The sequence below is a fragment of the Streptomyces sp. NPDC018263 genome (genome assembly GCF_055562575.1).
The window spans coordinates 670553-682841 of the sequence record NZ_JBVHFA010000003.1; the positions used below are offsets into that span (position 1 = coordinate 670553).

A 12289-nucleotide genomic window follows, 5' to 3' on the forward strand; every position below is an offset into this window, starting at 1 on the left:
GGCGTGGGGAGCGGCGGGGGGACCGGGCGCGGGCCACGCTCCGCCCGAAACGCTGCCCTCCCGGTGAATAAATAACTGTCCCGGCGAACTGAGTTTTCAATGGAACGCGCCGACAGATTATTTACCGCAATTGCCGGAGTGGGATTCTTCACCGAACACGGACCGCTGCGGCGTGCTACTGTCGATCTCAGTTGCAGTTGTGGTTCCCAAAACTTTTTCCGGGTGGGGTAATCATCGCGGCGACACACGGTCCGCGCAGTGCGGGCCGCGATGCACTGCCCCTAAGGAGATCTGACATGGCTACTGGCACCGTGAAGTGGTTCAACGCGGAAAAGGGCTTCGGCTTCATCGAGCAGGACGGCGGCGGCGCCGACGTCTTCGCCCACTACTCGAACATCGCCGCCCAGGGCTTCCGTGAGCTGCTCGAAGGCCAGAAGGTGTCCTTCGACATCGCGCAGGGCCAGAAGGGCCCGACGGCCGAGAACATCGTCGTCTCCTGACGCTGACGCGCACCGAGTAGCCGGGACCCGCATCCTTCGGGGTGCGGGTCCCGGCTACCCGCATTTTCCGCAGTGTTTTCCCGCTGCGTTCTACCGGCTCATTCTTGCAATTACCCGTGCGGCTCATCACCGCGGGAATTCCTTGAGATGTGCCGTATCAAGGAAGGTTCCGTATGAACCGCACACGCACGAACGACCGCTTTTCCCGCCCCCGTAACGGGAGTTCCGGCCGCCGGTCCGCCCCGGTCCAGGGGGAGTTCGCGCTTCCCAGGACGACGACCCCCGCGCTTCCCGCCGTGGAGAATTTCGCCGACCTCGACATGCCGGGCGAACTCCTGGCCGCGCTCGGCGCGCAGGGCGTGACCGTGCCGTTCCCGATCCAGGCCGCGACCCTGCCGAACTCCCTCGCCGGCCGGGACGTGTTGGGCCGTGGCCGCACCGGCTCCGGCAAGACCCTCGCCTTCGGGCTCGCCCTGCTGGCCCGGACGGCCGGGCGGCGTGCCGAGGCGAGGCAGCCGCTCGGGCTGGTCCTCGTACCGACGCGTGAGCTGGCGCAGCAGGTCACCGACGCGCTCGCCCCGTACGCCCGCTCCGTGAAGCTGCGGCTGGCCACGGTCGTGGGCGGCATGCCGATCGGACGGCAGGCGAGCGCGCTGCGCGGTGGCGCCGAGGTCGTCGTCGCCACACCGGGACGCCTCAAGGACCTCATCGACCGGGGCGAGTGCCGGCTGGACCAGGTCTCGGTCACCGTCCTCGACGAGGCCGACCAGATGGCCGACATGGGGTTCATGCCGCAGGTGACGGCCCTGCTCGACCAGGTGCGTCCGGAGGGCCAGCGCATGCTGTTCTCCGCCACCCTCGACCGCAACGTCGACCTGCTGGTGCGCCGCTACCTCAGCGACCCCGTCGTGCACTCCGTCGACCCCTCGGCCGGCGCGGTCACGACGATGGAGCACCACGTGCTGCACGTCCACGGCGCCGACAAGCACGCGGCCACCACCGAGATCGCCGCCCGTGACGGTCGCGTGATCATGTTCCTCGACACCAAGCACGCCGTCGACCGCCTCACCGAGCACCTGCTGAACAGCGGGGTACGGGCCGCGTCCCTGCACGGCGGGAAGTCGCAGCCGCAGCGCACCCGCACCCTCGCGCAGTTCAAGACCGGGCATGTCAACGTGCTGGTGGCGACCAACGTCGCGGCGCGCGGCATCCACGTCGACAACCTCGACCTCGTCGTCAACGTCGATCCGCCGACCGACCACAAGGACTACCTCCACCGCGGCGGCAGGACCGCCCGTGCGGGCGAGTCGGGCAGTGTCGTCACCCTGGTCACCCCGAACCAGCGGCGCGCCATGACCCGGCTCATGGCGGCGGCCGGGATCGTCCCGCAGACCACCCAGGTCCGCACCGGCGAGCAGGCTCTGCACCGCATCACCGGTGCCCAGGCCCCCTCCGGCATCCCGGTCGTCATCACCGCGCCGGTGACCGAACGCCCCAAGAAGCGCCGGGCCCCCTCACACGGCCGGCGCCGCTCCGTCCCGGCCGCCCGCCGCGCACCCGCACGGCGGTCCGCCGACGGTGCGGCGGCGTAGAACCCTTGTGCCGGACCGCTACGCGGTCGGCCCCGTCTTCCCTTCTCCCTGTGAGGCATCATGCGCTGTGTCATCGCACGTTTCCCGTTCGAACTGACCAAGAGCGGCGTGCTGGAATCGATGAAGGGCGTCAAGCCCGAGCCGGTCACCGCCGAGTCGGTGATCATCGGACGCCGCCACTACCCCGCCAAGCAGGTCGGTGAGGTCGTCACCCGCCAGGACCGCCGTGACTTCAGCGCCGGCGAGGTGCTGCGGGCCATGGCCAGGCTGGGCTTCACCTGCCGGACGGCCCCCGAGGCCGCCCCCGCGCCCGCCGAAAGCCCGCTGGAGCGGGCGTCCGCGATGCTCGGCACGTCCCTGACCGTCTGACCGACGGGACAGGCGCGAGCCGCACGACACGATGAGGGCCCGACCGGTGCGCACCGGTCGGGCCCTCATCGTGTTCCGTGCCGTTCCCCGCGCGGGGGCGGGCGGGTCAGTGGTCGGAGTAGCTGAAATCGCCCATGGTCCAGGCGGTGACGTCCTCGATGGCGACGCGGTACATCCCGCCCGTCATCGGGATGCCCACGGTGCCCTGAAGGATGCGGGCGACGTGGAAGTGCAGATGCGTGGGTGTCTTCTCCTGCGTCGCGGGGGCGTCGAAGACGGCGCAGAACTCGCCCAGATGGGTGGAATCACGGAGCACTTCGGACACCCTCCGCCGCCACATGGCCTCGGGGGCCAGTCGACCGGTGATGACGGCACCACTGGTGACCACGGTGAGGGACATCTGATTGCTCTGCCCGGACTCCACGAGGGCGGCGATGTCAACGATCAGCTCGTCAGGCTTCGGCATGACGTCGGATTCTATGCGCCGGGCCCGGCCGGGTGGCGGGGACCTCCGCGGCGACCGCCACAGGCGCGTACCTCTCCGCCGGACACGCGAAAATCTATCGCCGTCACGGTAGACATTCGATGGGCGTGTGGCTACGGTTTCTCTCGTAGCCGAGATCGATCAAGCCCGGCAGACACGAACTGCCGGGCAGCAGTACAGGTATGACAAGTGATCGGTTCGAAGGAAAGAACGTCAGAGGGAAGAACGGAGGAGTCGAGCGCCATCAGGATCGCCCGGACCGGCAGGACGTGAGTCCGGGTACCGCAGGACATCGATTGGCAGGTGGTCTCCGGTCACGCATCCGCGATCCCCGCACCCCCGTCGGCGTATCGGGCGGCTGTGCGGACACAGAAGGCCGACTCGGTATTAGGGTCGGCAGATGGTTGCAGTTCCTTCGGGGCCTTGGTGCTGTACGGCACCAAGGCCCCTCCACGCGTTCCACAGAGAGGTGAGATGACAGCAGACGAGTCGCTGGGCCGTCTTGACGACGACGATTACCCCGCCTACACGATGGGCCGGGCCGCCGAACTGATCGGTACCACGCCCGGCTTCCTCCGTGCCCTCGGCGAAGCACGACTGATCACACCCCTGCGTTCCGGGGGCGGACACCGCCGCTACTCCCGCTATCAACTGCGGATCGCGGCGCGCGCGCGTGAACTCGTGGACCAGGGCACGCCGATCGAGGCCGCGTGCCGGATCATCATCCTCGAGGACCAGCTCGAGGAAGCCCAGCGGATCAACGCCGAATACCGCCGTGCCGACGCGTCGCTCGGCCCGTCCGCCGACGCCTGAAGCCGAGCGGGCCCGCCGTCCCGGCGGGCCCTCAGGCGGTGTCCTACCTCAGATACACGATCCCGTCCGTCGTGACGGCCGGACGGCCCGTCGTCGCGCGCACCACGATCTTCAGGGTGTGCTTGGCGCTGGTGGGCCAGGTCCTGGTCCACAGGGCGTCGCGGTAGGACGTGGTGGAGGACTTCAGGTCGGCGGTGGTGAGCCTTGTGCCGTCGACGTAGATGTCCGCCTGCCCGGAGGTCGAGGCGCGGGAGACCACCCACGAGACCGAGCGGCCGGTGAAGGTCCAGGTCAGCGAGGCGTTCTTGGTGCTGCTGCCCAGGGACCTGCCGCCCAGGTAGCTGGAGGAGGACTTGGTCGTCCAGGTGCCGGACCTGGTCGCCGAGGTCTCCTGGAGGATGACCGGGGTGCCGGTCACGGAGGCGCTCGCGGAGTTGCCGACGGTGTCGTACGCCCGCAGCGCCCAGGCCGTCGCCACGCCGGACTTGGCAGTCAGGGCCGCGCTGGTGACCGTCGGGCCGTAGATCCTGGCGAGCGGGGCGGTGAGGCGGGTCTCCTTCAGGGAGACGTTGTCGGCGGCCTTCCAGCCGAGGGTGAGCGGGACGGCGGTGGTGTTGACGGTGCCGGTCCGCAGGGACAGGTTCGGCTTGGTGGCGAAGGTGGGCGCGGTGGTGTCGACGACGACCGTCCGCGTGGCGCTGGTCGCCGTACGGCCGGACTGGTGCACCGCCTTGACCTGCACCTTGTGCGTCCCCGCCGTGAGCGTCAGCTTGGCGGAGGTGGCCGAACCGGCGACGGTCGCGGCCGTCCTGCCGTCCACGAGTACCTGGAAGGACGAGATCAGCGAGGCCGGGGTGGTCGTGGACCAGCTCACGGTGAGCGGGCCGTTGGTGTACGGGGTCGTGCCGACCGTCCCCGTCCCGGTGACGGTGCCGAGGGTGAGGCCGGTGACGGGGCCCGCGGCCAGCGTGCGGACGGTGCCGAGCGCGGCGTAGAACGCGTCACCGGGGCACACGGTGTTGTACCCGTCGCGGTGGCCGTGGATCGCGGGGAGGGTCATCTCCTCGCCCGGCTCCCAGGTCCGGCCCGCGAGGTTCTGCCCGCTGAGCGCGGTGGTGAGGGTGACCGTCGCGTCCGGCTGGACCCCGTACTGGCCCAGCTTCCACGCGGCGAGACGCGCCACCGAGGCCATCGCGGCCATCGGGGGCGGGGAGTCGACGTACGTGCCGAGGACCGCGATGCCGGTCGTCTGCGAGTTGAAGCCGTATGCGTGCGCGCCCACGACCGGGAGGTCGACCCCGCCCTTTCGGCCCTCGTAGATCGTCCCGCACTTGTCGACGACGAAGTTGTAACCGAGGTCCTTCCAGCCGAGCCCCGTCACGTCGTACGTGTAGATCGCGTTGATCATCGACGGCGCGTCGGCGCAGGTGTAGTCATTGGCGGAGGCGGTGTGGTGGATCACCACCGCCTTGATCTTGCCGTCGATGTACGCCGGGGCCTCGGGGCTGATGGATTCGTCGGCCTTCCACCCCGAGCGCGGGGTGATCGGGGGCCGGGGAACCGTGGAGGGCGGCGCGGTGGGGACGGACATGGAGGGCGAGGGCGAGGCGGAGTCCGAGGGCGAGGCCGACTCGGTGGGCTCACCGCTCGCGGTGCTCTCGGATGCGGAGGGTGACTCGGCCGGGGGCTCCGTCGACGACTCGGTGGCCGAGGGCTCGGGGGTGGTCTCTTCCGGCGGCGCGGGGTCCGTGGTGGTGACGTCGGTCGGCTCGGACGTCGGGGTGGGGGTGTCGGTGGCTACGGGCTCCTGGGTGTCGTCCGGGCCGTCCGCGACGTAGGCAGCGGGCTCGGCGTCACCGCCGGTGCTCTTCCCGCCCGACGTGATCATGTCGAGCCGGAGCCCCGCGGGCAGCTTCGCCGTCCTCTTGCCGTCGATGCGCGCCTCGACGCCGTCCGACAGGCCGACCCACGCGGGCTCGGTGCCGCCGCGTGAGGCGTTCTGTTCGCCCGCGCCCCGGTCGCTGTCCAGCGGCAGCCAGTCGGACCACTTCCCGGACCCCACGGCCCGTGAGCGCACCTCGACCTTGCCGGCCAGCTTGGCGGAAGGTTTCTCCCAGCTCACTCCGAGCATGCTGAACGGCTTGGTGTCCCGCTGCGCCAGCGTCGCGCCCGTCCCGTCCCCCCGGACGTCCAGCGCGGCCGACCGCACCCGGTCCCGTACCGGGGCGGCGGCCTTCCCCGCGTGCCCGGAGTCCCCGCCGCTCACCCCCTGGACGACCAACGTCCCGCACACGGCCGCCGCGACGACCGCGCCCGTCCCCCACCAACGTGCCCTCATACCGGCTCGAATGCCTTTCCTCTGCGGTGACTGGTCTCCGGATGCTTCACGACGCCCCCATAAGCAGGGGGAGTGGGTGAAGAAGACGACCAAAAGACGCACCGTAACTGATGAGGTCATGCCATCCGTTGGCTTATACAGTTTTTTCCCTGGCCCATACCTGACCGTGGGTTTCAGCGCCGCAGCGCACCCGCCAGCCGGCCGAGCAGTACGGCGTTGCAGAGGCCGGCCAGGGCGGTGCCGGCGGTGAAGATCACCAGGCTCAGGGCGCCGTCCCCCAGGGGCCCGGCCACCGTGATGGCGAGGATGCTGAGCGGTGCCGTGGCGATCAGCGGCCAGATCCCGGCGAAACCGGGGTCGGGCGACAGGCACACGGTGTAGAGGAAGAACCCGATCGCGGCCGCGACCACGGCGAGGTAGCCCCGCGCGAGCCAGTTGTCCACGGCCGGCGCCAGCAGGGCCCGCACCCGCTGCCGGGGAGGCGCGCCGGCGGATCTGGAGGCGAGGGCGCCGAGTGCGGCGGCGTTCGCGAGGGCGCCCAGCAGGAGCAGCCCGACCCAGAAACCGGTGGCCAGCACCTCCACCACCAGGCTGCCCTCGGTACCGGGACCGAACGGGAAGGCCATGCCCAGGAAGGAGAGCGGAGCGGTGAGCATCATCGGGTCCAGCCCGAACCCGCCCTCCGGGAAGGCGAACATGCCGATGACGGAGGCGGCGAGCACCGCGAGATAGCCCCGCGAGAGCCAGTTGCCGGTGGCGAGGGTGAAGAGGCGGCGGGGGCGGACGGCGTGCGGCATCGAGGTCTCCTTCTGTTCGGTGATCCCACAGTGGGGCCGGGCCGCGCGCCGGGGATGAGTAGCCGTACTCATCCCTGCCTGGGCAAGCCGCACACCGGTACGGAGTACAAAGGGGTGCACGCCCGTAGCCCAGAGTCCGGAGAGCGCGTCGATGCCCTACCCCCATGTCCTGCTGTCCGCCGCCGTCTCGCTCGACGGTTACCTGGACGACACCGGCCCCGAGCGGCTGCTGCTGTCCAGCCCCGCCGACTTCGACCGGGTGGACGCGGTACGGGCCTCGGTGGACGCGATCCTCGTCGGCGCCGGGACCATCCGCGCCGACAACCCCCGGCTCCTGGTCAACTCGCCCGAGCGGCGGGCCGCGCGGGTGGCCGAGGGGCGGACGGAGTACCCGCTGAAGGTGACCGTGTCCGGCTCGGGCGACCTCGACCCGGATGCCAATTTCTGGCACTCCGGCGGCGAGAAGCTCGTCTGCACGACCGACGCGGGCGCGCGGCGGGCCTCCGCCCTCCTCGGTGACACCGCCGATGTGGTGGCGCTCGGCACCGCCCTCGACTGGCGCGCGCTGCTGGCCCACCTGTACGAGGTGCGCGGAGTGCGCCGGCTGATGGTGGAGGGCGGCGGCACCGTGCACACCCAGCTCCTCCAGCAGGGCCTCGCCGACGAACTCCAGCTCGTCCTCGCCCCGCTCTTCGTCGGCGACCCGGCCGCCCCCCACCTCTTCGGCCCCGGCGCCTACCAGGGCGGCCGGCTGCGGCTGACCGACACCCGCCGGATCGAGGACGTCGTCCTGATGCGGTACGAGCCCACCGCCCCCGGCACCGGCCCGCTGGACACCGCCGCCGACCGGCACTGGCTGCGCACCGCCTGCGAGCTGGCCGCGCTCTGCCCGCCCTCGGACACGGCCTTCAGCGTCGGCGCGGTCGTCGTCGCGGCGGACGGCACCGAGCTGGCGCGCGGCCACTCCCGCGAGGGCGGCGATCCGGTGGTCCACGCCGAGGAGGCCGCGCTCGCCAAGCTGGACCCGGCCGACCCGCGGCTGCCCGGCGCCACCGTCTACAGCAGCCTGGAGCCCTGCGCCCACCGCGCCTCCCGGCCCGTGCCGTGCGCCGGGCTGATCCTCGCGGCGGGGGTACGCCGGGTGGTCACCGCCTGGCGCGAGCCGGACACCTTCGTCACCGCGGCCGACGGCTCGGGGGTGCTCGCCGCGGGGGGCGTTCAGGTGGTGACGGTGCCCGAGTGCGCCGCTCTCGCACAGGAGCCGAACGCTCACCTTCCGCACTGAGGCCCACGTCACGGCGGGGTGTGTGCGCCGCGTCCCGCGGATGACGTATGCTTGAGACACAACGACGCGGGGTGGAGCAGCTCGGTAGCTCGCTGGGCTCATAACCCAGAGGTCGCAGGTTCAAATCCTGTCCCCGCTACTGAAGACTCAGGGCCGGAATCCAGTAAACGGATTCCGGCCCTGAGTGTTTTCCGGCCCCGAGTTGCTCCGGGGGCGGCTGGTGTTTTTGAGTCACCAGCAAAACTCCTGTGACTCCTGAAGCGCGGTCAACTCGCCCTCTTCGTACCGTTCCTGACCGATAAGCACCCCGTCGGATCGTCAAACGATCAAGCTGGACGGGCTTGGAATCCAGTGCGCGTGTCTATTAACGTTCGATAACGCAGCGCGGTCGTTACAGCCGTCAGCAGAGACGGCGCCGTGCGCACACGCCGAATCCCGCAAGGGAACCGGGGACCCACCACTCTGGGGTGAATCGCGTCCCGATCCGCCGTGCACCACTCTCGGAGCACGCCGGGTTTACGCGCGTAGGAGACCTTCCTGCTCCGAACCCGTCAGCTAACCCGGTAGGCGGAGGAGGGAAAGGAGTGCGCCCGCGTGGCGTCCAACCGGCCTGCCCCACAAGCCCCGTTCGCGCCGGACGCGAGTGAGCCCTTTGCCTACGGCGCCCCTCGTGCCGAGGACGGCGCGTGGGAGGAATGGAACCCCACCGAGGAGTCTCTACCCGCCGTACGCGGCCGGCACCGCGTGGCCAAGCAGCGCGGCGGCGGACTCGCCCGCAGCTCCACCGTCCTCGGCGTCGGTGTCATCGCCGCCGTCGGCGCGGGTGGCATGGCGAGCGCCAACACCGGCAAGCCGCCCGTGTCCATCGCGCTGCCCGACCTGCCCTCCGTGGACTCCCTGATCGACGGGCACCACGCGGAGGCGCCCGCCGCCTCCCTCGCCGGGGTCGCCACCGCCACGGCCACCGCCGCGAGCGACGACTCCACCGCCGACGCGGGCGAGGCGCTGCGCAGCCGGATCATGGCCCAGGCCGAGCGGCAGCAGACCAAGGCCGACAGCCGGGCCACCGCGGCGGCCGTCGCCAAGGCCGACCAGCAGGCCGCCGACGCCGCCGCCAAGGCCGCGAAGGAAGCCTCCGAGAAGGCCGCGGCGGCCAAGGAGAAGGCCGAGGCCGACGCCGAGAGGAAGGCCGAGGCCGACCGGCTCGCCGCGCTGGCCAAGCAGTACACGCTGCCGACCTCCTCGTACACGATCACCTCGGCCTTCGGGCAGGCCGGCTCGATGTGGTCCTCCGGGTACCACACGGGGCTCGACTTCGCGGCGCCCACCGGCACGCTGATCAAGGCGATCCACAGCGGCACGATCACCGAGGCCGGCTGGGCCGGGGCGTACGGCTACCGCACGATCCTCACCCTCGACGACGGCACCGAGCTGTGGTTCTGCCACCAGTCCTCGATCAGCGTCAGCGCGGGGCAGAAGGTGTCCACCGGCGAGGTCATCGGCCGGGTCGGCGCCACCGGCAACGTCACCGGGCCGCACCTGCACCTGGAGGTCCACCCCGGCGGCCAGCCCACCGGCATCGACCCCGGCGCCTGGCTGCGGGGCAAGGGGCTCACCCCCTGAGGGGTCCCCGCCGGGCTTGACCGGGTCCTTGCCCCGGAAGCGGAATGGACGGGGTCCGAGTGATCGTTGAGAAGACATGACTGCTTCTCTGCGCAAGCTCGGCTCCTCCTCCCTCGAGGTCTTCCCGCTCGCCCTCGGCGGCAACGTCTTCGGCTGGACCGCCGACCGGGACACGTCCTTCGCCGTCCTCGACGCGTACCGCTCCGCGGGCGGCAACTTCATCGACACCGCGGATTCCTACTCGGCCTGGGTCGAGGGCAACCAGGGCGGTGAGTCCGAGACGCTCATCGGGGAGTGGGTGCGGGCTCGGGGGGTTCGCGATCAGGTCGTCATCGCCACCAAGGTCAGCCAGCATCCCGAGTACAAGGGGCTGGGCGCGGCCAACATCAAGGCCGCGGCCGACGCGTCCCTGCGGCGTCTCGGTACCGATCACATCGATCTCTACTACACCCACTTCGATCAGCCCGATGTGCCCGTCGAGGAGATCATCGGGGCGCTGGACGAGCTGGTGCGGGCGGGGAAGGTGCGGTACATCGGCGCGTCCAACATCAGTGCCGAGCGGCTGAAGGAGTCGCTGGAGTTCTCCGAGCGGGCGGGGCTGGCTCGGTATGTCGCGCTTCAGCCGCACTACAACCTTGTGTCCCGTGACACGTACGAGGGGCCGCTGCAGGATGTCGCCGCTCGTGAGGGGCTTTCGGCCGTGCCGTACTTCGCGCTGGCGTCCGGGTTCCTGACCGGGAAGTACCGGGCGGGGGTGAAGGTGGAGAGTGCGCGGGCCGGGTCTGTGGCGAAGCACCTCGATTCGGAGCGGGGTCAGCGGGTGCTGGCCGCGCTGGACGAGGTCGCCTCGGCTCGGGGCACCGCTGTGGCTACGGTGGCGCTGGCGTGGCTGGCTGCTCAGCCGACGGTTGCCGCGCCTATTGCTTCTGCGCGGACGGTGGATCAGCTTCCGGCGTTGGTGGCGGTGGCTGAGTTGTCGCTGACGCAGGGGGAGCTTGATCTTCTGACGGAGGCGTCTGCCTGAGGGTGGCTGCGCGTGGCTCAGGGGTGGGGGAGGTGTGTGGTCCGGCTGCGGGTCCGTCGTGGCTGGTCGCGCAGTTCCCCGCGCCCCTCGGGTGGGGGCGGTGGAGGTCGATCGAGGGCGCCTCGTCCGTTTGCTCGCCCATGGCGGGGTTCGCCTGAAGCATCAACATCCCCAACCCCCTACGTGCGGTACGGGTTGTAGCCCGCGTATGGGGGTGCCGGATGGCCGTAGCGCTGCCAGTAGGTGACGGGGGACGGGGGTGGGGCCGTCACGTGGGCCGCGTACTCCAGCGCGGGGCGGGAGGACGCTCGGTGTCGCCACAGGGTGGTCAGGAGTTCGTGCTCTCGGGTGGAGAAGTCCGGGCCCACACGGCCCGCGCGGGCGCGGTGGCGGAGGAGGGCGAGTTCCGTGGCGGTGGTTTCGTAGTCGACCACCGCGCGGGCGGCCGGGCGGCCGCCGAGGAAGCGGCGGGCGTGGTCGCGGGCCAGGCGGCGGGCGCGTAGGGAGCCGAGGGCGAAGGGTTCGGCGGGGGCGAGCCATCCGGCGTAGACGTAGACGGGGAGTTCCTCGCGGGCGACGCGGAGTTCGCGCTGCCGGGAGCGGATCAGGAGCCAGGCGAGCAGGCCGAACGCGGGGGCCATGAAGCCGCCGTAGACGACGAGGAAGCCGAACTGGCCGAAGGCGGCCGAGCCGTTCCACAGGGCGTGCATGCTCATGGCGAGCAGGAGGCCGCCCAGGGGGAAGAGCCATCGGAGCCGGCGACTGCGCGGCAGAGCCGCCAGGCCGAAGCCGATGCCGGTGAACACCGTGAACAGGGGATGCGCGAACGGCGACATCACCCCGCGTACGAAGAAGGTCGCGGCGGTCACCGAGACGATGCCCGAGGTGCCGATGGACTGGTCGGTGCCGAAGGCATTGCCCAGGTAGAGGATGTTCTCGGTGAACGCGAACCCCGTCGCGGTCACCCCGGCTATCGCCGCGCCCCCGACCGGCCCGGTGAAGTCCCGTCTGCGGAAGACGAACACCAGCAGGACGGCGGCGGCCTTCGCGGACTCCTCCACCACCGGCGCGATCACCGTCGCGCCGAGCGTGTCCGCGCCGGACGGGTCCGCGGTCGCGGTGGCGATCCAGTGGGTGGCGAAGCTGTTGGCGACGATCGCGATCAGCGCCGCCGCGCAGGCCCCCCAGGCGAACGCGAACAGCAGGTTCCGCCAGGGGCCGGGCCGTACCCGGTCCAGCCAGCGGAACGCGGCTATCAGCCAGGGGACGGGCACCACGGCGAGCCCCAGTCCGACGAGGAACCCCTCCGTACCGGTCTGCCGTCGCACCAGCGCCAGGATCACCAGCCCGGACAGCGCCAGCAGTCCGGCCAGCGCCCCGTGCCGCACCCACTCCCGCCGCCACCAGGCGGGCCGGGGGCCGTCGGTGTGGGGCGGGTACGGCTGAGAACGGATGGCCACGGCA

At 71.0% G+C, this 12289-nt stretch carries 11 protein-coding genes, 1 tRNA gene and 1 riboswitch; of the genes, 8 read left to right on the forward strand and 4 right to left on the reverse strand.

The annotated features are described in order from the left end of the window. Positions 1–296 precede the first annotated feature (296 nt). The 3 genes from ACZ3HQ_RS12350 to ACZ3HQ_RS12360 all read left to right on the forward strand — a co-directional run bounded on the left by ACZ3HQ_RS12350 (position 297) and on the right by ACZ3HQ_RS12360 (position 2461). Positions 297–500, forward strand: coding sequence for a cold-shock protein (locus ACZ3HQ_RS12350; protein WP_467509953.1), 204 nt, complete (start codon positions 297–299; stop codon positions 498–500). A 173-nt stretch (positions 501–673) separates the two neighbouring features. Beyond that, positions 674–2092 carry a DEAD/DEAH box helicase gene (locus ACZ3HQ_RS12355; protein ID WP_467509955.1) on the forward strand — a complete coding sequence of 473 codons (1419 nt, stop codon included), beginning with the start codon at positions 674–676 and terminating at the stop codon, positions 2090–2092. Positions 2093–2152: 60 nt separating this feature from the next. Continuing rightward, positions 2153–2461, forward strand: coding sequence for an SCO5918 family protein (locus tag ACZ3HQ_RS12360; protein ID WP_467509957.1), 309 nt, complete (start codon positions 2153–2155; stop codon positions 2459–2461). A 106-nt stretch (positions 2462–2567) separates the two neighbouring features. Here the strand turns inward: ACZ3HQ_RS12360 and ACZ3HQ_RS12365 are convergent, their stop codons facing one another. Then, on the reverse strand, positions 2568–2927 hold the full coding sequence (locus tag ACZ3HQ_RS12365; RefSeq protein WP_030817147.1) for a hypothetical protein: 360 nt from the start codon (positions 2925–2927) through the stop codon (positions 2568–2570). Between the two features lie 492 nt (positions 2928–3419). Between ACZ3HQ_RS12365 and ACZ3HQ_RS12370 the strand changes: the two genes are divergently transcribed. After that, the gene (locus tag ACZ3HQ_RS12370; protein WP_467509959.1) at positions 3420–3758 is read left to right on the forward strand and encodes a MerR family transcriptional regulator; all 339 of its coding nucleotides are present in this window, start codon (positions 3420–3422) and stop codon (positions 3756–3758) included. 43 nt (positions 3759–3801) lie between these two features. On the opposite strand, the gene ACZ3HQ_RS12375 is transcribed toward ACZ3HQ_RS12370, so the two are convergent. Together ACZ3HQ_RS12375 and ACZ3HQ_RS12380 are read right to left on the reverse strand one after the other, a co-directional pair. Then, positions 3802–6096, reverse strand: a complete 2295-nt coding sequence (locus tag ACZ3HQ_RS12375; RefSeq protein ID WP_467509961.1) for a peptidoglycan recognition protein family protein — start codon at positions 6094–6096, stop codon at positions 3802–3804. Between the two features lie 173 nt (positions 6097–6269). After that, positions 6270–6893, reverse strand: coding sequence for an SCO4225 family membrane protein (locus ACZ3HQ_RS12380; RefSeq protein ID WP_467509963.1), 624 nt, complete (start codon positions 6891–6893; stop codon positions 6270–6272). Positions 6894–7044: 151 nt separating this feature from the next. Between ACZ3HQ_RS12380 and ACZ3HQ_RS12385 the strand changes: the two genes are divergently transcribed. From ACZ3HQ_RS12385 to ACZ3HQ_RS12400, 4 genes are all read left to right on the forward strand, one after another. Beyond that, the gene (locus tag ACZ3HQ_RS12385) at positions 7045–8178 is read left to right on the forward strand and encodes a dihydrofolate reductase family protein (protein WP_467509965.1); all 1134 of its coding nucleotides are present in this window, start codon (positions 7045–7047) and stop codon (positions 8176–8178) included. 65 nt (positions 8179–8243) lie between these two features. Continuing rightward, positions 8244–8317: transfer RNA gene (locus tag ACZ3HQ_RS12390), tRNA-Met, on the forward strand. A gap of 277 nt (positions 8318–8594) precedes the next feature. Continuing rightward, positions 8595–8763, forward strand: a riboswitch (cyclic di-AMP (ydaO/yuaA leader). 9 nt (positions 8764–8772) lie between these two features. Continuing rightward, on the forward strand, positions 8773–9801 hold the full coding sequence (locus ACZ3HQ_RS12395) for a M23 family metallopeptidase (RefSeq protein ID WP_467509967.1): 1029 nt from the start codon (positions 8773–8775) through the stop codon (positions 9799–9801). A 76-nt stretch (positions 9802–9877) separates the two neighbouring features. Next, entirely contained in the window at positions 9878–10825 is a 948-nt protein-coding gene (locus tag ACZ3HQ_RS12400; RefSeq protein ID WP_467509969.1) for an aldo/keto reductase, read from the forward strand. A 179-nt stretch (positions 10826–11004) separates the two neighbouring features. Here ACZ3HQ_RS12400 and ACZ3HQ_RS12405 read toward each other — a convergent pair whose 3' ends face one another. Beyond that, a complete protein-coding gene (locus ACZ3HQ_RS12405; RefSeq protein ID WP_467509971.1) occupies positions 11005–12285 on the reverse strand; it encodes a PrsW family intramembrane metalloprotease in 1281 nt (426 codons plus the stop codon). Positions 12286–12289: the final 4 nt, after the last annotated feature.